The sequence below is a fragment of the Burkholderia plantarii genome (assembly GCF_001411805.1).
GTDB lineage: Bacteria > Pseudomonadota > Gammaproteobacteria > Burkholderiales > Burkholderiaceae > Burkholderia > Burkholderia plantarii.
This window is the reverse complement of record NZ_CP007212.1, coordinates 52,066-71,678: the sequence shown is the minus strand read 5'-3', so window position 1 is coordinate 71,678 and position 19,613 is coordinate 52,066. Positions and strand designations below refer to the sequence as shown.

The window sequence follows — 19,613 nt, the reverse complement described above, 5'->3', positions numbered from 1 at the left end:
TTGCCCTCGCCTCAGGCCGCGACGTTGCCGCGCAACCGCACGAGAATGCCCTCGAGCGCGTCGAGGTCGCCGAAGTCGATCGTCAGCTGCCCTCGCCCGCGGCGGCCCAGCTTGATCTTCACGTTCGAGGCGAGCATGTCGGACAGTTCCTCCTCCAGGCGCCGCGTGTCGCGGCCGCCGTCGTCCTTCGACTTCGCCTTCAGCGCCGGCGCTTCCTTGGTGGTCTGCGCGACCAGCTTCTCGGTCTCGCGCACCGACAGCCGCTTGTTGACCACCTGATGCGCGAGCGTGATCTGCGTCGCCGCATCCACGGCGAGCAGCGCGCGCGCGTGGCCCATGTCGAGATCGCCGGCCAGCAGCATGGTCTGCACCGGCGCGGCAAGATTCAGCAGGCGCAGCAGGTTCGAGACCGCGCTGCGCGAGCGGCCGACCGACTCGGCGGCCTGCTCATGCGTGAAGTTGAACTCGTCGAGCAGACGCTGGATGCCGTGCGCCTCTTCGAGCGGATTCAGATCCTCGCGCTGGATGTTCTCGATCAGCGCCATCGCCGCGGCGGCCTGGTCGGTCACCTGCCTGACGAGCACCGGCACCTCGGTCAGGCCGGCCAGACGCGCGGCCCGGAAGCGCCGCTCGCCGGCGATGATCTCGAACCGGTCGGCACCGACCGGCCGCACCAGGATCGGCTGCATCACGCCCTGGGCGCGAATGCTCGCGGCCAGCTCCTGCAGCGCACCCTCGTCCATCCGCGTGCGCGGCTGGTACTTGCCGGCCTGCAGCCGGTCGAGCGCGAGCGTGTTCGGCGCGCCCTCGATCTTCACCGCCTCGGTGATGTCGGCGCTGCCGCCGAGCAAGGCCTCGAGCCCGCGCCCCAGCCCCTTCTTCTTTGCTACCGCATTCATCGCATTCCCTCGTTCGCTAGCCCGGAACCCGCGGCGCTCACAGCGCGCGCACCCGCTCGATCATCTCCGCGCCGAACTGCAGGTAGGCCTGCGCGCCGCGTGAGGCGCGATCGAACACCACGCCCGGCAGCCCGTAGCTCGGCGCTTCAGCCAGACGCACGTTGCGCGGGATCACCGCGTCGAACACCTTGTCGCCGAAGTGCGCCTTCAGTTGATCGGACACCTGCTGCTGCAGCGTGATGCGCGGATCGAACATCACGCGCAACAGGCCGATCACCTTCAGCTCGCGGTTCAGGTTCGCGTGGATCTGCTTGATGGTGTTGACCAGATCGGACAGCCCTTCCAGCGCGAAATACTCGCACTGCATCGGAATCACCACGCCGTGCGCCGCGCACAGGCCGTTCAGCGTCAGCAGCGACAGCGCCGGCGGGCAGTCGATCAGCACGAAGTCGTACTGATCGGCGATCTTGTCGATCGCGGCCTTCAGCTGGCGCTCGCGATTCTCGACCTCGACCAGCTCGATCTCGGCGCCCGCGAGTTCGCGGTTGGCCGGCAGCACGTCATAGGCGAGCGCCTCGGGACGCACGCGCGCCTGCTCGATATCGACGCCATCGACAAGCACTTCGTAGACGGTCGATTCGCAGGCCGCCTTGTCGATACCGCTGCCCATCGTGGCATTGCCCTGCGGGTCCAGATCGATCAGCAACACGCGCTGCTCCTGGGCAGCGAGGCTCGCGGCGAGATTGACCGTCGTCGTCGTCTTGCCGACGCCCCCCTTCTGGTTGGCCACGCAGAAGATTTTTGCCATCGTTGGTTTGTCCCTCTTTCTAAAACCGTTGGACGCGGACACCCGCGTCACATTTCATTGGGCTTCGGCGACGCCGACTTCGATCAGATGCCGCTCAGCGTCGAGCGTCGGCACCGCGAGCCGGATCGTCCGGCGAACCTGTGAACCTGCCGGCAGTCGCGCGATTTCATCGTCGGGACGCACGCCCTTCATCGCCCAGATCGCCCCGCCCGGCGCCACCAGATGGCGGGCCAGCGACACGAAATCGGCCAGGTCGGCGAACGCGCGCGAAACGATCACGTCGAACTGCGCCGGCACTTCGTGGCCGGGACGCAGCGCCTCGACGCGGCCCGTGACGACCGACAGGTTCGCGAGCTTCAGCTCCGCCTTCGCCTGCGTCTGGAACGCGGACTTCTTGTGGACGATGTCGTTCAGCGTGACCTGCCAGCCCGGAAACACGATCGCGAGCACGATACCCGGCAGGCCCCCGCCCGAACCGACGTCGAGCGCCTTGGTGGCTGCGTCGAGCGAACTCAGGTGCGGAACGATCGACAGCGAATCGAGGATGTGCTGGATCAGCATCTGCCGCGGGTCGCGGATCGCGGTCAGGTTGTAGACCGCGTTCCACTTGCCGAGCAGCGCAACGTAATCGAGCAGTTTTGCCACCTGTGCCTCGTCGAGCTTGAGCCCGAGCGAATCGAGGCCGTCGGCCAGCAATGCATGCAATGCCTCGCGGGACGCGCCCGCCATCGGATGCCGCCCCGTCATTGCTGCGTCGGGACGTTGTTGCCCCCCGCTTCGCCCGTCGTCGCCGACGTCGTGCCGCGCCGGCCGAGGCCGCGCTTCAGATGAACCATCAGCAGCGAGATCGCCGCCGGCGTGATGCCCGAGATCCGCGATGCCTGCCCGATCGTTTCCGGCCGATGCTGGTTCAGCTTCTGACGTGCCTCGAACGACAACCCGCGCACCTCGGCGTAATCGATGCCGTCCGGCAGGCGCGTATTCTCGTGCGCGCCGTTGCGCTCGATCTCGCCGGCCTGGCGCTCGATGTAGCCTTGGTACTTGATGCCGATCTCGATCTGCTCCTCGATCTGGGCCAGCAGCACCGGATCGTCAGCCAGCGGCTCGGTCGGGCCGCATTCTCCGCCACGCAAGCCGCAAACACCAGCGTAGCCGACACCGGGGCGGCGCAGCAATTCGGCCAGGCTGTATTCATGATCGATTGCCTTGCCGAGCAGGGCTGTCGCCTCTTCCACCGGCAGCGTCTTCGGCGTCACCCAGGTAGAACGTAGCCGCTCTGTTTCACGTGAAACAGCGTCGCGCTTGCGGCTGAACGCGTCCCAACGCGCGTCGTCGACGACGCCGAGTTCGCGGCCGATCTCGGTCAGGCGCATGTCGGCATTGTCTTCGCGCAGGCTCAGGCGATATTCGGCACGGCTCGTGAACATCCGGTACGGCTCGGACACGCCGCGTGTGACCAGATCGTCGACGAGCACGCCGAGATAGCCTTGGTCACGGCGCGGGCACCATGCTTCCTTGCCCTGTGCATAGCGGCCGGCGTTGATCCCGGCTAGCAGACCTTGCGCTGCCGCTTCCTCGTAGCCGGTGGTGCCGTTGATCTGCCCGGCGAAGAACAGGCCCTCGATCACCTTCGTTTCTAGCGAGGCCTTCAGGCCGCGTGGGTCGAAGTAATCGTATTCGATCGCATAGCCGGGGCGCAGGATGTGCGCATGCTCCAGCCCCCGCATCGAATGGACGAGATCGAGCTGCACGTCGAACGGCAGGCTGGTCGAGATCCCGTTCGGGTAGAACTCATTCGTGGTCAGCCCTTCCGGCTCGAGAAAGATCTGATGCGAATCCTTCGAAGCGAAGCGGTGGATCTTGTCCTCGATCGACGGGCAATAACGCGGACCGACGCCTTCGATTACGCCGGTGTACATCGGCGAACGGTCGAGACCGCTGCGGATGATGTCGTGCGTCTTCTCGTTCGTGTGCGTGACCCAGCACGGCATCTGCCGCGGGTGTTGTTCGATGCGGCCGAGGAACGAGAATACCGGGATCGGATCGAGATCGCCTGGCTGTTCCTCGAGCTTGGAGAAGTCGATCGAGCGGCCGTCGATGCGTGGCGGCGTACCGGTCTTGAGCCGGCCTTGCGGCAGCTTCAGCTCCTTCAGGCGTGCGGACAGCGACACGGCCGCCGGATCCCCTGCCCGCCCACCGGTGTGGTTGTTCAGGCCGACGTGGATCTTGCCGTCGAGGAATGTGCCGGCGGTCAGCACGACCGCACGCGCCAGGAAGCGGACGCCGATCTGCGTAACCGCGCCGACCACGCGCTCGCCTTCGACGATCAGATCGTCCACGGCTTGCTGGAACAGCCAGAGGTTCGGCTGATTTTCGAGGCGGCTGCGGATCGCCTGCTTATACAGCAGACGATCGGCCTGCGCGCGCGTGGCGCGCACGGCCGGCCCCTTTGACGAGTTGAGAATCCGGAACTGGATGCCAGCCTCGTCGGTGGCGATCGCCATCGCACCGCCCAGCGCGTCGACCTCCTTCACCAGATGGCCCTTGCCGATCCCGCCGATCGACGGGTTGCAGCTCATCTGTCCGAGCGTTTCGATGTTGTGCGTCAGCAGCAGCGTTTTCACGCCCATGCGGGCGGCGGACAAAGCGGCTTCCGTACCGGCGTGACCGCCGCCGACGACGATCACGTCAAATTCAGTGGGATAAAGCATTGCGGATTTCGCGTCAGAACGAGCGCGAACCTGAGAGAGAAGTATGGGCCGAATTATAGCGGGTTCGCTTTTGGCCCGAATATCGACCGAATGGATAGCGGACAAAAACCGCGTGTTTCACGTGAAACACGCCGCTTTTTTCCAACACTGGCGGGAGTGGGCCGGCCGATTGGGACCGGTTCGGGTTTGGCGAGCGATGAAGCGCGTCGCTCGGTAGGTCGTCGGTATGTTTTCGACTTGCTGCGAGGAGTGCTTTTTCGCCACCATGATCGGGCGCGGAAAATTGTTTCACGTGAAACCATAGTGCTCCCTCAACTCGGGAATGTGCAAGCCATCGCAAGCCGGATGAAGGGGATCGATGGCTCGCGGGTTCAACGAGGCTCTGAAGCGACAGACTCGGTAGGATGAAATGGCGCGTTCGCAGCGCGCGAATCGTGCATGACACCACGCTGTTCGATCCGGCATCGTATCGATGGTTGGTCTCACATCCACGTCCAGTCGATTACATGAATGCCAAGCGCAACCAAGATTTCGAATGACGGCGACGCCATCCGCTGCGTCCGGCCGAATCGGTCTTCATCGATCCGGTGATATCCCCGACGAAAAGATCGTGGCCGATTCCTCGATGTCGCGAACACCCCACTTTTGTGGCGGCGGTAATCCAACATCCAATCCATTTCGATGCATGACGCGCGGCCACGAACCTCGAATCAAATGGCGCATATCAACGGACAAGCTTCCTCCGCGATCAGCCACACCAGCGCTCCGGCACTCATCCTGCACGCAACCCATCAAACGACCCGCACGCGCCCCGCCAAGACCTTCTCGACGCACGCCAAGCGCCACCCTCATCACCGCCAGAAGCACAACGATCGCCTACTTATCCGCGTGTCTCGCCGATCCACTCCACGCGCAAGAAGTTTCCACACGCCCGTGCGCAACCCCGCGTCGCCGAACCCGAGCGACGTCAGACAAAGTCAGACAAAACCAGAAAAGGGAAACAAACCGCCGACCAACCACCCGCCCATTGCAGGCTGGCGCAAAACAGAAAAACTCCGAAACAGACACCCCCGGCGAGCGCCGAAAATGAAAAAGCGCTGTTGGATTCCGTCCAACAGCGCTTTGGGGCCGGGCACTTTGTGCCTCGATTGTCTCCTCGTTCTCCACCTGCAAAATTCGTTTCGCGGTGCATCAGAACTGAGACGAAGATTAAACAACCGCCGGGTATGCGACAACCTAGCATTTACCCCTATGGTGCATCGCCGCACGAAAATTGGGCACAAAATCAGGCGAGGTACCGGTGAATTGACCGGCATTCACCGCCAGTTGCCGTCAATTGTCCCTCCGCCTCGTCCCGTGCTTTGCCGCTGCGCATCACGACGAAGCACGCAACGGTTTCACGCGCGCGATGATCTCGCCGACGATGCCGCGCCGGAACGCGAGCACGCAGGCGATGAAGATCAGCCCGGTGACGATCGAGGTCGATTCGCCGAGCGAGCGGAACCATTGCACGCCCGTGACCGAGGCCAGCCAGGTGCCGATGTCACCGAGCCGCTCCTCGAGCAGCACGATCAGCGCCGCGCCGAGCAGCGGCCCGAACAGCGTGCCCATCCCGCCCACCAGCGTCATCAGGATCACGAGGCCCGACATGGTCCAGTACGCGTCGCCGAGCGTCTCGAAGCCGAGCACGAGCACCTTCAGCGAGCCAGCCAGCCCGGCCAGCGCCGCGGATAGCACGAACGCGAGCAGCTTGAAGCGGTCGGTGTCGTAGCCGAGCGAGATCGCGCGCGGCTCGTTCTCCTTGATCGCGACCAGCACCTGGCCGAACGGCGAATGCACGATCCGCACGATCGACATCGCGGCCAGCACCACGGCCACCAGGATCACGTAATAAAGCGTCAGGTCCGACGACAGGTCGAGCAGCCCGAACAGGCGCCCGCGCGGCACACCCTGCAGGCCGTCCTCGCCATGCGTGAACGGCGCCTGCAGATAGACGAAATAGACCATCTGCGCGAACGCGAGCGTGATCATCGCGAAGTAGATCCCCTGCCGGCGGATCGCGAACAGCCCCACCACCAGCCCCATCGCCGTCGCCGCCGCGGTACCGGCCAGCACGCCCTGCTCGGGCGCGACGCCGAGCGTCTGGATCGCGTAGCCGGTCACGTAGCCGGCCGTGGCGAGGAACATCGCATGGCCGAACGACAGCAGCCCCGTATAGCCGATCAGCAGGTTGAACGCGGCCGCGAACAGCGCGAAGCACATCACCTTCATGACGAACAGCGGATAGACGCCCACGAACGGCGCGACCGCGAGGCCGGCCAGCAGCAGACCATAAAGCACCTTTCTCTGCATCATCGCTCCTTGCCGAACAGGCCCGCCGGACGCACCAGCAGCACCAGCGCCATGATCACGAACACGACGGTCGCGGACGCCTCCGGATAAAACACGCGCGTGAAACCCTCGATCACGCCGAGCAGCAGGCCCGTGACGATCGAGCCGAGAATCGAGCCCATCCCGCCGATCACGACCACGGCGAACACGGTGATGATCATCGGCTGCCCCATCAGCGGCGAGACCTGGATCACCGGCGCGGCCAGCACGCCCGCGAACGCCGCCAGCGCGACGCCGAAGCCGTAGGTGAGCGTGATCATCAGCGGCACGTTCACCCCGAACGCCTCGACCAGCTTCGGGTTCTCGGTGCCGGCGCGCAGGTAGGCGCCGAGCCGCGTCTTCTCGATCACGAACCAGGTGGCGAGGCAGACCGACAGCGACGCCACCACCACCCAGGCGCGATAGTTCGGCAGATACATGAAGCCGAGGTCGGTCGCGCCGGCCAGCAGCGCGGGTACGTCGTAGGGTTGGCCCGACGCGCCGTAGATCGAGCGGAACACGCCCTCCACGACAAGCGTGATGCCGAACGTCAGCAGCAGCCCGTACAGATGATCGAGCCGGTAAAGCCAGCGCAGCATGGTCCGCTCGATCAGGATGCCGAACAATCCGGTGGCGAGCGGCGCGATCACGAGCATCGCCCAGTACGGCAGCGAGAAATAGTTGAGCCCCATCCACGCGAGCATCGCGCCGAGCATGAACAGCGCGCCGTGCGCGAAGTTGATCACGTTGAGCAGCCCGAAGATCACCGCGAGCCCGAGGCTCAGGATCGCGTAGAACGAGCCGTTGACGAGGCCGAGCAGCAACTGGCTCAGCATCGCCGACAACGGAATGCCAAAGATGTCCATCGAACCTGCCGTTTGAAGAGGGAGCGCGGCGCGCCCGGCACCGGCTCACCGCCACGGGCGGGACCGGCGCCGCGCGGGAACGGGTTCAGCTCATTTCCACGATGCGCAGCGCGATTCCTGCTTGGTCGCGAACGCCTGCTCGCCCGGAATCGTCGCGAGAACCTTGTAGTAATCCCACGGCTCCTTCGATTCGGACGGCTTCTTCACCTCCATCAGGTACATGTCGTGGATCATGCTGCCGTCCGCGCGCACGTAGCCCTTCGCGTAGAAGTCGTCGATCTTCTGCGTCTTCAGTTGCGCCATCACCTTGTCGGCATCGGTCGAACCCACCGCCTGCACCGCCTTCAGGTAGGTCGTCACCGAGGAATAATCGGCCGCCTGCAGGCTGGTCGGCATCTTCTTGGTCTTCGCGAAGAAGCGCTGCGCCCACTTGCGCGAGGCGTCGTCGCGGTTCCAGTACCAGCTGTCGGTCAGCACGAGGCCCTGGGTCGTCTCCAGGCCCAGGCTGTGGATGTCGGAAATGAACGCCAGCAGCGCGGCCAGCTTCATGGTCTTGGTGATGCCGAATTCCCTGGCGGCCTTGATCGAGTTGATGGTGTCGCCGCCCGCGTTGGCGAGGCCAAGGATCTGCGCCTTCGAGGCCTGCGCCTGCAGCAGGAACGACGAGAAATCCGAGGCCGACAGCGGATGGCGCACCGCGCCGAGCACCTGCCCGCCGTTGGCCTTCACGACGTCGGAGGTGTTCTTCTCGAGTGCCTTGCCGAACGCGTAGTCGGCGGTCAGGAAGAACCAGGTCTTGCCGCCCTGCTTCGTGACGGCCGAGCCGGTGCCCTTGGCGAGCGCCATCGTGTCGTAGGCATAGTGGATCGTGTACGGCGTGCATTGCTCGTTGGTGAGGTTGTCCGCGCCGGCGCCGATGTTGATGTAGACGCGCTTCTTCTCGGCCGCCACCTGGTTCATCGACAGCGCGGTGGCCGAATTGGTGCCGCCCACCAGCAGGTCGAGCCCGTCGCGATCCATCCATTCGCGCGCCTTCGAGGCGGCGATGTCGGCCTTGTTCTGGTGATCGGCGTAGACGAACTCGATCGGCTTGCCGTTGACCTTGCCGCCGAAGTCGGCGATCGCCATGCGGATCGCCTCGATGCCGCCGGGGCCGTCGATATCGGTGTACAGCCCGGACAGATCGGTGATGAAGCCGATCTTCACGACATCACCGGCCGCCTGCGCCGGAGCGGCCGCGACGGCGGCAACCGCAAGCGCGGCGCCGAAGCACGCGCGCGCGAGGATCTTCAGTTTCATTGACGTCTCCTGAGGTGCTGCGTTGTGGTTATGTCGTCGTATCGTCCGGCGGGCGCCGTCGGCGGGCCGTTCGCGTGGCGCGTTCAGACGCCGAGCAGCGCGTGCAGCACCGGCATCTTGCCGTCGAGTTGCGACGCACCGAAATGCTCGACGATGCGGCCGTGCTCCATCACGTAGAAGCGGTCGGCGAGCGGCGCGGCGAAACGGAAGTTCTGCTCGACCATCACGATGGTGTAGCCGCGCGCCTTCAGCGCGACGATCATGCGCGCGAGCGTCTGCACGATCACCGGCGCGAGGCCCTCGGAGATCTCGTCGAGCAGCAGCAGGTTCGCGCCGGTGCGCAGGATGCGCGCGACCGCGAGCATCTGCTGCTCGCCGCCCGAGAGCCGCGTGCCCTGGCTGTGCCGGCGCGTGGCGAGGTTCGGGAACAGCGCGTAGATCTCGTCGAGCGACATCGCATGCTCGCGCGCGCCGACGGCGGGCGGCAACAGCAGGTTTTCCTCGCACGACAGGCTCGCGAAGATGCCGCGTTCCTCGGGGCAATAGCCGACGCCGCTGCGCGCGATGCGGTGCGTGGCCAGCCCGATCGTCTCGCGTCCGCCGATGCGGATCGAGCCGCGCCGCCGGCCGGTCAGGCCCATGATCGCGCGCAGCGTGGTGGTGCGGCCCGCGCCGTTGCGGCCGAGCAGCGTGACCACCTCGCCGCGCGCCACGCGCAGGTCCACGCCGTGCAGTATGTGGGATTCGCCGTACCAGGCTTCCAGCCCGGAGATCGCGAGCGCCGGCACGTCGGCCGCGGCCCGCGCCGTGTTCGGCGCGGTGGTGGTGGCGCGCTGCGGGGCGCCGAGTTCCGGTTCCATCCGCTCGCCGCTCATCGGTGCGCTCCCGCGCTCCCCATGTAGGCCTCGATCACGAGCGGATTCTTCGATACTTCGGCATACGAACCTTCCGCCAGCACCTCGCCGCGCTGCAGGACGGTGATCGTGTCGGAGATGCCGGCGATCACGTTCATGTTGTGCTCGACCATCAGGATGGTGCGCCCGCTCGACACCTTGCGGATCAGCGCCGTCACGCGATCGACATCCTCATGGCCCATGCCCTGGGTCGGTTCGTCGAGCAGCATCAGTTCGGGCTCCATCGCGAGCGTGGTGGCGATCTCGAGCGCGCGCTTGCGGCCGTAGGCGAGCTCGACCGTCGGGATGTGCGCGAAATCGGTCAGGCCCACCTGGGTCAGCAGATCCATCGCTCGATCGTCGAGGCGGCGCAGCGTGCGGGCGCTGCGCCAGAAGTGGAACTCGCTGCGCAGGCTGCGCTGCAGGCCGACGCGCACGTTCTGCAGCGCCGTGAGATGCGGGAACACCGCGGAGATCTGGAACGAGCGGATGATGCCGCGCCGCGCGATCTGCGCGGGCCGCTCACGCGTGATGTCGATACCGTTGTAGACGATTTCGCCGGCGGTGGGCCGCAGGAATTTGGTCAGCAGATTGAAGCAGGTGGTCTTGCCGGCGCCGTTCGGGCCGATCAGCGCATGAATCGAGCCGCGCCGCACGCGCAGGTTCACGCCGCTCACCGCCGTGAATCCCCGGAACTCCTTGGTGAGTCCGTGCGTCTCCAGAATCGTGTCGCCGAGAATCATGCCCGCTTCCATCCGATGTGACGCGCAACACCAAAAATCTCGCGCGAGCGGCCGCGATTCCCTCCGTCGAATGAGGGTTGCCGCCGAGCTCGATGCCGGTGCGCCGTTCGATCCGGATCGAACGGCGCACGCTGCCTGCTGCGCGCATTGTCGCGCCGTTGATGCAGTGCATTCATCGGGATTTGCACTGAGACTCCGCGCGCCGCGAACGCGGGCACGCGGCGATCTGGCTTAGGCATGCGAAGCGATTTGCGTTCCCCGCATGCCGTCCATCAGGGTTCGTACCGACGCGCGCGTGACGCAGGGGACGCGTGTCCCCGGCAGCGCATCACGCGCTCCGTCGTCGCGCGGGTGCGCGATGCGAATCGACCTGGAGCAGGACGCGCGTTGGGTCAGGCCGCGGCCGTATCGTTGCTGCGCGACGGCGCATCGGTACGAGCCTGCGCGGCTGGCGCGATCACGGCGTCGGGCCGCCCCTGCCCCGCGCGCCGGTCGGCGCGAATCATCTCGCTCGCGCGCTCGGCGATCATCAGCGTCGGCGAGTTCGTGTTGCCCGAGGTGATGGTCGGCATCACCGAGGCGTCGACGACCCGCAGGCCGTCGACGCCGCGCACGCGCAGCCGGCTGTCGAGCACGGCGAGCGCATCGTCGGCGCGCCCCATCCGGCAGGTGCCGACCGGATGGAAGATCGTGGTGCCGACCGCGCCGGCCGCGATCGCCAGTTCCTCGTCGGTCTGATAACGGTGCCCCGGCAGCACCTCGTCGGGCCGGTAGCGCGCGAGCGCGGGCGCGGCCGCGATGCGCCGCGTCAGGCGCAGCGCGTTGGCGGCCACGCGCCGGTCCGCCTCGGTGGCGAGATAGTTCGGCGCGATGCGCGGCGCCGCGAACGGATCGGGCGAATCGATGTGGATGCTGCCGCGCGAGGTCGGCCGCAGGTTGCAGACCGAGGCCGTGAACGCATCGTAGCGGTGCAGCGGTTCGCCGAAGCGATCGAGCGAGAGCGGCTGCACGTGGTATTCGAGATCGGCGCGCGTGATCGACGGATCGTGCGGATCGGACTTCGTGAACACGCCGAGCTGCGACGGCGCCATCGACATCGGCCCGCTCTGTCGCAGCAGGTATTCGGCGCCGATCCAGAGCTTGCCCCACCAGTGCGCGGACAGCGTGTTCAGGGTCCGCACGCCGGCCACGCGAAACGCCGTGCGCAGCTGCAGGTGGTCCTGCAGGTTCTCGCCCACGCCGGGCAGGTCGCGCACCACCTCGATGCCGAGCGCGCGCAGCCGCGCCGCGTCGCCGATCCCGGACAGTTCCAGCAGCGCCGGCGAATTGACGGCGCCGGCCGCGACGATCACCTCGCCGCGCGCCCGCGCGACGAACGGCTGGCCGCCGCCGCGATACTCGACGCCGGCGCAGCGCGCGCCGTCGAACGCAAGCCGCTCGACCTGCGCGCCCGTGATGATGGTCAGGTTCGTGCGCGACAGCGCCGGGCGCAGGAACGCCTTGGCCGCGTTCCAGCGCACGCCGCGCTTCTGGTTCACCTCGAAATAGCCGACCCCGCTGTTGTCGCCGCGATTGAAATCGTCGGTGGCCGGGATGCCGCTCTGCTGCACGGCCTCGGCGAACGCGTCGAGGATCTTCCAGCGCAGCCGCTGCTGCTCCACGCGCCACTCGCCGCCGGCGCCGTGCGCGTCGTTGCCGCCGCCGTGGTGGTCCTCGCTGCGCCTGAACACCGGCAGCACGGCGTCCCACGCCCAGCCGGCGTCGCCGGTCAGCTCGGCCCAGCCGTCGTAGTCCTCGCGCTGGCCGCGCATGTAGATCATGCCGTTGATCGACGACGAGCCGCCCAGCACGCGCCCGCGCGGATACGACAGCGCGCGTCCGTTCAGCGCCGCCTCGGGCTGCGTCTTGTAGAGCCAGTCGGTGCGCGGGTTGCCGATGCAGTAGAGATAGCCGACGGGGATATGGATCCAGTGATAGTCGTCCTTGCCGCCCGCCTCGAGCAGCAGCACCGAGACCTCGGGATCTTCGCTGAGGCGGTTCGCGAGCAAGCAGCCCGCGGTGCCCGCGCCGACGATCACATAATCGAATTCGCCCTCGAGCGTGCGTTCGGATGTCACGATTCGTCTCCTTCCATGTCGTCCCGGCATCGGTGGCCGGGCTATGTCCGGTTATGGTCGGACCGGGACGCGCCGCCCGGCCAGTATGGAATCGAAGCGTACTCGTGCCGCGCGCTCGCGATCCAATGAGTTATGCTCAACCGCATCATAAGCCCGGCAAATATTGCTCGATGGATCTGATCCTGCTCCGCGCCTTCGCCGCGGTGGCCCGCGAAGGCAACCTGACGCGCGCCGCCGCGCAGCTCTGCCTCACGCAGCCCGCGGTCAGCCTGCAGATCAAGCATCTGCAGCAGGTGCTCGGCGTGGTGCTGTTCGCGCGCACGTCGCGCGGCCTCGTGCTGACGCGCGACGGGCAGGCGCTGCTGCCGCACGCCGAGCGCGCGTTGTCGGCGGCCGGCGAGGTGCTTCGCGCGGCCAGCGCGCTGCGCCAGGAAGTGCGGGGCCGGCTGCGGATCGGCACGGTACTCGATCCCGAATTTCTGCGGCTCGGCGGCTTTCTCAGGCAGCTCGTCGAAACCCATCCGCGGCTCGAAACGGAACTGCGACACGGCATGTCCGGCTGGGTGCGCGACGCGATCCGCGCGCACGAACTCGACGTCGGTTATTCGATCGGCCGCCCCGACGACGACGATCCACACCACGGTGCGCTGTTCCACACTCGCACGCTCACCCGCTACCAGTATCGCGTGCTCGCGCCGGCCGGCTGGAAGGAACGCGTGCAGCGCGCCCGCGACTGGCGCGCGCTGGCGGCGCTGCCGTGGATCTGGACGCCACCCTCCTCGGCGCATCACCGGCTGCTGTCTCGGCGCTTCGCCGAAGCCGGCGTGCAGCCGGTGAAGGTCGCCGAGGTCGATCAGGAACCGTCGATGCTCGATCTCGTGAAGTCCGGCGTCGGGCTCACGCTGGCGCGCGATTCGATCGCGCTACGCGAGGCGCACGCGCATGCGCTCGTGATCGTCGAGCCGGTCACGGTGCCGACCGAGCTGACCTTCGTCACGCTGGCCGCGCGCCGCGAGGAGCCTGCGATCGCGGCCGCGCTGCGGCTCGTCGAGGCGCAGTGGGCCGCCTGACGCCGGCATGCGGCCCCGGCCGCGCCTGCGCGGGCTTATCAACAGGAGGGACGTTTTTCGACGGTGAACCCGGCGTTTCGCGCACGGTCACCGCACGGCATGCGGCCGGCACCGCGGCGCCGTGCGAAGCGAGGCGCGCGCGTCACGCCACGGTCGCCGGGTTTTTGCTAGATTGGCTGACCCAACCCAAGCGATTTCGCATCGCCAAGACTGAGGAGAACGGCATGGCACGCAACATCGAGATCAAGGCTCGCGCCCGCGACTTTGACGGCCTGCGCGACAAGGCGGCATCGCTCGCCACGGAGGAACCGCTCTTTTATCGTCAGCAGGATTTCTTTTATGACGTGCCGCGCGGCCGCCTCAAGCTGCGCCGCTTCGAGGACGGCACGCCGGCCGAACTGATCTTCTACCAGCGCGACGATCGCGACGGCCCGAAGGCGTCGTACTACACGCGCAGCCCGGTGACGAACCCGGATGCGATGCATGCGCTGCTCGCCACCGCGCTGACCACGCGCGGCATCGTCACGAAGGAGCGCCACGTCTATCTGGCCGGCCGCACGCGCATCCATCTGGACCGCGTGGACGGGCTCGGCGATTTCGTCGAACTCGAGGTGGTGCTGGCCGAGGACGACGACGAAGCGGGGGGCGAGGCCGAGGCGCACGAGGTATTCGCGAAGCTCGGCGTGGCGGGCGAGGATCTGGTCGCGGTGGCCTACGTCGACCTGCTCGCGCAGGAGCCGACGGCCGCCTGAGCCGCCTGGCCAGGCGCGGGGGAAGGAATCGCATCGTCCACCCCGGGGCGCCGGCCGGGCTCCGCTCAGGCCGGCGCCGCCCCCGGCTCCAGATGCGACAGCGGCAGCGGGCCGTTGCGCTTGAAGGTCGTCAGCACGATGTTCGAGCGCACGCTGTCCACGCCGGGCACGCGCATCAGCTTCTTCATCACGAACGACGACAGCGCGTTCAGGTCCGGCGCCACGATCCGCAGCAGGTAGTCGGCGTCGCCCACCACCGCATGACATTCGAGCACTTCGGCCAGCACGTCGATCTGCTGCTGGAACTGCTCGATGATCGAATCGCCGTGGTGCTTGAGCTTCAGGCTCGTGAACGCGGTCACGCCGAGCCCGAGCCGCTCCGGGCGCAGCACCACGCGATAGCCGTCGATCACGCCGGCCGCCTCGAGCCGCTGCAGGCGCCGGCCGATCTGCGACGGCGACAGCGGCACCTGCTCGCCGAGCTGCTGGTGGGTCGCGCGTCCGAAGCGCTGCAGCACGTCGAGCAGCGCCAGATCGAAGTGGTCGAGTTCCAACATGAAGATTCTCCGCGTGATTTTATTCGTTGATGCGAGATTATCGCATTAAACGGGTTTCCAACGTCGAAATTGCGCCCTTCCCGCGCGTTACCCGCTCTACACTGGCATGCATCGTCACCGCAGCCATTCAGAGCCAGCCATGTCCACCGTCGTCACCGCGATGCTGCAGGAGCAGTTCGACGCGGGTCTCGAGACCCGCCCGGATTTCACCATCGATCAGCCGCTCGAGCGCTATACGCGCGTCGATCACGCGGTCTGGTCGCAGCTCTACGCGCGGCAGACGGCGCTGCTCGAGGGCCGCGCGGCCGACGCGTTCGTGACCGGCATGAAGCGCCTCACGCTGCCGGCCGACCGCGTGCCGTCGTTCGAGGACGTGAACCGGCAGCTCAAGCCGGCCACCGGCTGGGAGATCGTCGCGGTGCCGGGGCTCGTGCCCGGCGACGTATTCTTCGCACACCTTGCGAATCGCCGCTTCCCCGTCACCTGGTGGATGCGCCGCCCGGACCAGCTCGACTACCTGCAGGAGCCGGACTGCTTCCACGACCTGTTCGGCCACGTGCCGCTGCTGATCGATCCGGTGTTCGCCGACTACATGCATGCCTACGGCCAGGCCGCGCTCGCCGTGTCCGACGATCCGTTCGCGCTGTCGCTGTTGGGCCGGCTCTACTGGTACACGGTGGAATTCGGCCTGATCCGCAGCCGGCACGACCCTGACCAGCTGCGCATCTACGGCGCCGGCATCGTGTCGAGCCGCGGCGAATCGGTCTACAGCCTCGAGAGCGACGCACCGAACCGGATCGGCTTCGATCTCGACCGCGTGATGCGCACCGCCTATCGCATCGACACGTTCCAGAAGACCTATTTCGTGATCGACGATTTCGAGCAGCTGTTCGCGCTCGCGAAGGTGGACGCGCGCGCGCTGGCCAGACGGCTCGCCGGGCTCGTCGAGCATCCGGCCGGCGCCGTGCTGGCCGGCGACCGGGTCCTGCATCGCGGCACCGGCGAAGGCTGGGCCAGCGACGACGACACCACCGGCCGCTCCTGAATCAACGCCGTCCCGCGGCAAATATGAAAGAATGTGTCGATGGCGCGCCGCCGCTTCGCGAGGTTCGTGCGACGGCGGCCGGGCGCGCGTCACCCGCACACGAGGGCACTGCCATGATCCACAAACTCACATCAGAAGAACGCAAGACGCAACTCGAGACGCTCCCGCACTGGTCGGCCGTGCCCGGCCGCGATGCGATCCAGCGCAGCCTGCGCTTCGCCGATTTCAACGCGGCGTTCGGCTTCATGACCCGCGTGGCGATCAAGGCTCAGGAAATGGATCACCATCCCGAGTGGTTCAACGTCTACAACCGCGTCGACATCACGCTGTCCACGCACGACGCGAACGGACTCACCGAACGCGACATCAAGCTCGCGCGCTTCATCGACGAAGTCGGCCGCGACGCCCACGCGCAGCTCGGCTGAGCCGCACGCCGCGCGGGCACCTCGGCCACGGCCTGCAGGCTTCGCATCGCGCGTCTTCGGCGCGATGCGTCCCTCTGTCCCGTTCGCGTTCCCCGCCTCTGTTCATTCCGGCGGCCCACCGGTCGCGCGTCGCATCACGCGCCCTCGTTTCGCCGCACGCTCGTAACACACCGCAAAACAAATGGCCGCGGACAAACCCGCGGCCACGTCAACGCTTCAGCACCGCCGCACGTTGCTTGATGCAGAACCTGGTTGATGGCGCGAGCCTTCAGCTTTCCAAGCCGTTCTTAAGGCGCGCGTAAGACTCCCAGGCACGACGTGCAATGGGGTCCAAACCTTCCAGTTTTAGCGCGCTTTGCCGCTGTACAATCAGCAACGCATACGGCTTGGAAAGCGCGCTCGCCTCTTCGCACAGCTTGAGTTCATCGCCGCTCGATGGTGAGCGGGCGCGCCAGAAATTGATCGCGGCTTCGAGTTCGTGGATCGAGATGTCGGACATATAGTTGGAATTTCGTTCGCTAGCCGCCTTGCCTGTCGTCGGCCACGCGACATGCTGTTGGAAACGGCGTCGTGATGTCCCAGCCAACCCATTGTACTTGAGCGAATCTCATGCGACTCCTCCTCATCGAAGACGACCGCCCCATCGCACGCGGCATCCAGAGCAGCCTCGAACAAGCAGGCTTCACCGTCGACATGGTCCACGACGGCATTTTCGCCGAGCAGGCGCTCGCGCAGAATCGCCATGAACTCGTGATCCTCGACCTGGGCCTGCCCGGCATCGACGGCATGACGCTGCTGTCGCGTTTCCGTCAGACGAATCGCCACACCCCGGTGATCGTGCTGACGGCGCGCGACGAGCTCAACGACCGCGTGCAGGGCCTCAATTCCGGCGCCGACGACTACATGCTGAAGCCGTTCGAACCGGCCGAGCTCGAGGCACGCATTCGCGCAGTGATGCGCCGCAGCGGCCCGCACAGCGACATGCCGCGTCCGGAAGTCTCACTCGGTGGCGTGCGCCTGTCGGGCGTCGATCGCCGCATCTTCAACGACGACAAGCCGCTCGAACTCTCGCCGCGCGAATTCGCCGTGCTCGAAATGCTGCTGCTGCGCCATGGCCGCGTGGTCAGCAAGGCGCAGTTGCAGGACCACCTGACGCACTTCGGCGGCGACCTCGGCGACACCGCGATCGAAGTCTATGTCCACCGCGTGCGCAAGAAGCTCGAACAGTGCCGCGTGGAGATCGTCACGGTGCGCGGCTTCGGCTACCTGCTGCAGGAAATCCGCCAGCCGGCGAGCGTCTGAGACCGCGCCCGGCGCCGCCCGGGCACCGCCAGACGGCGCACCGCGCCCGCACGTTCCACGTCTCGCCCGGCCCCGGCCGGGCGCTGCTTTTTTCGATGATTGAAGCGATGCCCTCCGAACCGGCCGCCACCAGCCTGCGCCGCTCGCTGCTCCGGCGGCTCGCCGCGCCCCTGTCGATGCTCGCGCTGATGAGCGGCCTGATCGCCTACTGGCTCGCGTGGCAATACACGCAGCACGTGATCGATCGATCGCTTGCCGATCTCGCCACCGCGATCTCGAAGCAGATCCAGATCGCCGGCCCCGACGCGCCGTTCACGGTGCCGCCGCTCGCGCAGGCGATGTTCTCCGACCCGGCCGAACAGCTGATCTACCGGATCAGCGACGGCGAGCACGAGCTGGCCGGCGACCCGAAGCTGCCGCTGCAGGGCACGAGCGTGCGGCGCATGCATTACGCGTATGTGTTCGAGGCCGACTACGAAGGCCAGGCCGTGCGTGTCGCGCAGGTGCGCGTGGAGCAGACCGACGACGGCAACCCGATGATCGTCGAGGTGGCGCAGCCGGTGCGCCATCGCTACCAGATCGCGGCCGAGTTCCTGGTCGCGATCATGATGCCGCTGCTGTTGCTGCTGCTGGCCGGCTGGGGCATCGTCTGGCGCGTCGTGAACCAGCAGTTGGGGCCGCTCACGCACCTGGCCGATTCGCTGAACCGGCAGACCCACACCTCGCTCGAACCCGTCGACGAAACCGAGGTGCCGCTCGAAATCCGGCCGCTGACGAGCGCGATGAACGCGCTGCTCGGGCGGCTCAAGACCGCGCTCGACGCGCAGCGCAAGTTCATCGCCGATGCCGCGCACCAGTTGCGCACGCCTCTGACGGCCGTGAAGCTGCATGCCGAACACGCCGCCGTGGCGCGCGATCCGCAGCAGACGCTGGCCGCCGTCCACGAACTGCGCGCGGCCGCCGACCGCGCGGTGCGGCTCTCGAACCAGCTGCTGTCGCTCGCGCGCGCCGAACCGGGCGAACAGGCCGCGCGCTTCGTCGATGTCGATCTGGCCGCGCTCGCGTTCGAGACCGGCGCCGAATGGGTGCCGCGCGCGCTGACCGCGCACGTCGATCTCGGCTTCCAGACCAGCGACGATCCGGGCAGCGCCGAATCGCTCGCGAATCGCGCGAAGTCCGGCGACGACGAGCTGCCGCCCGACGATTTCGATCTCGCCAGCGTGCCGCCGCTGGTGGTGCGCGGCAATCCGGTGCTGTTGCGCGAGGTGATCGCGAACCTGCTCGACAACGCGCTGAAGTACGTGCCGCTGGCCCGCCCCGAGGGCGCGCGGATCACCGTGAACGTTTCGCAGGTGATGCTCGACAACGGCCGCGAAGCCGGCGAGATCGTAGTGGAGGACAACGGTTCGGGCGTGCCGCCGGGCCAGCAGGCGGACCTCTTCAAGCGCTTCTTCCGTGGCGACGCGCAAAGCGGCAACGGCGTGGAGACGGGCGCGGGCCTCGGTCTCGCGATCGTTCACGACATCGTCGCGATGCACGACGGCGACGTGCTCTATGCCGACGCGCCCGAAGGCGGCTCGCGCTTCATCGTGCGGATTCCGCTGGCCGCGAAGCCGGCCGATGTGGCGGCCAACGCGTCCGAGCCCACGCCGCTGCAAGCCTGACGGCGCCAGAGCCGGGTCGAAGCCGGGAGGCTGGACGGCCGGCGTAATGGAGGCCAGCGTAATGGAGGCCGGCGCGCTCGCTCTCGCGAAGC

Annotated in this window: 18 protein-coding genes; 6 read left to right on the top strand and 12 right to left on the bottom strand. The window is 66.9% G+C overall.

Annotated features, from left to right (window positions below; genetic code table 11):
• Nucleotides 1-11: 11 nt before the first annotated feature.
• The 10 genes from bpln_RS00305 to bpln_RS00260 all read right to left on the bottom strand — a co-directional run bounded on the left by bpln_RS00305 (nt 12) and on the right by bpln_RS00260 (nt 12,706).
• Nucleotides 12-899, bottom strand: coding sequence for a ParB/RepB/Spo0J family partition protein (locus tag bpln_RS00305; RefSeq protein ID WP_055137838.1), 888 nt, complete (start codon nt 897-899; stop codon nt 12-14).
• A 37-nt stretch (nt 900-936) separates the two neighbouring features.
• Nucleotides 937-1,707 (bottom strand): ParA family protein, encoded by a 771-nt coding sequence (locus tag bpln_RS00300; protein ID WP_042623483.1) that lies wholly within the window; start codon nt 1,705-1,707, stop codon nt 937-939.
• Nucleotides 1,708-1,761: 54 nt separating this feature from the next.
• Nucleotides 1,762-2,454 carry a 16S rRNA (guanine(527)-N(7))-methyltransferase RsmG gene (gene rsmG / locus bpln_RS00295; protein ID WP_055137837.1) on the bottom strand — a complete coding sequence of 231 codons (693 nt, stop codon included), beginning with the start codon at nt 2,452-2,454 and terminating at the stop codon, nt 1,762-1,764.
• Complete coding sequence (gene mnmG, locus bpln_RS00290) at nt 2,451-4,418, bottom strand: tRNA uridine-5-carboxymethylaminomethyl(34) synthesis enzyme MnmG (RefSeq protein ID WP_055137836.1); 1,968 nt, start codon at nt 4,416-4,418, stop codon at nt 2,451-2,453. Before mnmG ends, rsmG begins: the two co-directional genes overlap by 4 nt.
• Before the next feature lie 1,374 nt (nt 4,419-5,792).
• Complete coding sequence (locus bpln_RS00285) at nt 5,793-6,770, bottom strand: branched-chain amino acid ABC transporter permease (RefSeq protein WP_042623480.1); 978 nt, start codon at nt 6,768-6,770, stop codon at nt 5,793-5,795.
• On the bottom strand, nt 6,770-7,654 hold the full coding sequence (locus tag bpln_RS00280) for a branched-chain amino acid ABC transporter permease (protein WP_042623479.1): 885 nt from the start codon (nt 7,652-7,654) through the stop codon (nt 6,770-6,772). Before bpln_RS00280 ends, bpln_RS00285 begins: the two co-directional genes overlap by 1 nt.
• 90 nt (nt 7,655-7,744) lie before the next feature.
• Entirely contained in the window at nt 7,745-8,953 is a 1,209-nt protein-coding gene (locus bpln_RS00275; protein WP_042623478.1) for an ABC transporter substrate-binding protein, read from the bottom strand.
• Between the two features lie 83 nt (nt 8,954-9,036).
• Nucleotides 9,037-9,828, bottom strand: coding sequence for an ATP-binding cassette domain-containing protein (locus bpln_RS00270; protein ID WP_244131969.1), 792 nt, complete (start codon nt 9,826-9,828; stop codon nt 9,037-9,039).
• On the bottom strand, nt 9,825-10,589 hold the full coding sequence (locus bpln_RS00265; RefSeq protein ID WP_042626337.1) for an ABC transporter ATP-binding protein: 765 nt from the start codon (nt 10,587-10,589) through the stop codon (nt 9,825-9,827). The genes bpln_RS00270 and bpln_RS00265 overlap by 4 nt, the downstream gene beginning before the upstream one ends.
• Before the next feature lie 392 nt (nt 10,590-10,981).
• Nucleotides 10,982-12,706, bottom strand: a complete 1,725-nt coding sequence (locus bpln_RS00260) for a GMC family oxidoreductase (RefSeq protein WP_042623477.1) — start codon at nt 12,704-12,706, stop codon at nt 10,982-10,984.
• 170 nt (nt 12,707-12,876) lie between these two features.
• On the opposite strand from bpln_RS00260, the gene bpln_RS00255 reads away from it, so the two are divergent.
• Together bpln_RS00255 and bpln_RS00250 are read left to right on the top strand one after the other, a co-directional pair.
• Complete coding sequence (locus bpln_RS00255) at nt 12,877-13,776, top strand: LysR family transcriptional regulator (protein WP_055137835.1); 900 nt, start codon at nt 12,877-12,879, stop codon at nt 13,774-13,776.
• A 224-nt stretch (nt 13,777-14,000) separates the two neighbouring features.
• A complete protein-coding gene (locus bpln_RS00250) occupies nt 14,001-14,528 on the top strand; it encodes a class IV adenylate cyclase (protein WP_042623475.1) in 528 nt (175 codons plus the stop codon).
• A gap of 65 nt (nt 14,529-14,593) precedes the next feature.
• On the opposite strand, the gene bpln_RS00245 is transcribed toward bpln_RS00250, so the two are convergent.
• Nucleotides 14,594-15,085, bottom strand: coding sequence for an Lrp/AsnC family transcriptional regulator (locus tag bpln_RS00245; RefSeq protein WP_055137834.1), 492 nt, complete (start codon nt 15,083-15,085; stop codon nt 14,594-14,596).
• A 139-nt stretch (nt 15,086-15,224) separates the two neighbouring features.
• Between bpln_RS00245 and phhA the strand changes: the two genes are divergently transcribed.
• A complete protein-coding gene (gene phhA, locus bpln_RS00240; RefSeq protein WP_055137833.1) occupies nt 15,225-16,130 on the top strand; it encodes a phenylalanine 4-monooxygenase in 906 nt (301 codons plus the stop codon).
• Nucleotides 16,131-16,243: 113 nt separating this feature from the next.
• Nucleotides 16,244-16,555: a 4a-hydroxytetrahydrobiopterin dehydratase gene (locus bpln_RS00235; protein ID WP_042623472.1), complete on the top strand. Its 312-nt coding sequence runs from the start codon at nt 16,244-16,246 to the stop codon at nt 16,553-16,555.
• Between the two features lie 268 nt (nt 16,556-16,823).
• On the opposite strand, the gene bpln_RS33435 is transcribed toward bpln_RS00235, so the two are convergent.
• Nucleotides 16,824-17,054, bottom strand: a complete 231-nt coding sequence (locus bpln_RS33435) for a DUF3717 domain-containing protein (protein WP_080937041.1) — start codon at nt 17,052-17,054, stop codon at nt 16,824-16,826.
• A 110-nt stretch (nt 17,055-17,164) separates the two neighbouring features.
• Between bpln_RS33435 and bpln_RS00230 the strand changes: the two genes are divergently transcribed.
• Together bpln_RS00230 and bpln_RS00225 are read left to right on the top strand one after the other, a co-directional pair.
• Nucleotides 17,165-17,857 (top strand): response regulator transcription factor, encoded by a 693-nt coding sequence (locus tag bpln_RS00230; RefSeq protein ID WP_012734156.1) that lies wholly within the window; start codon nt 17,165-17,167, stop codon nt 17,855-17,857.
• A gap of 107 nt (nt 17,858-17,964) precedes the next feature.
• Nucleotides 17,965-19,521: a sensor histidine kinase gene (locus tag bpln_RS00225; RefSeq protein ID WP_042623471.1), complete on the top strand. Its 1,557-nt coding sequence runs from the start codon at nt 17,965-17,967 to the stop codon at nt 19,519-19,521.
• Nucleotides 19,522-19,613 lie beyond the last annotated feature (92 nt).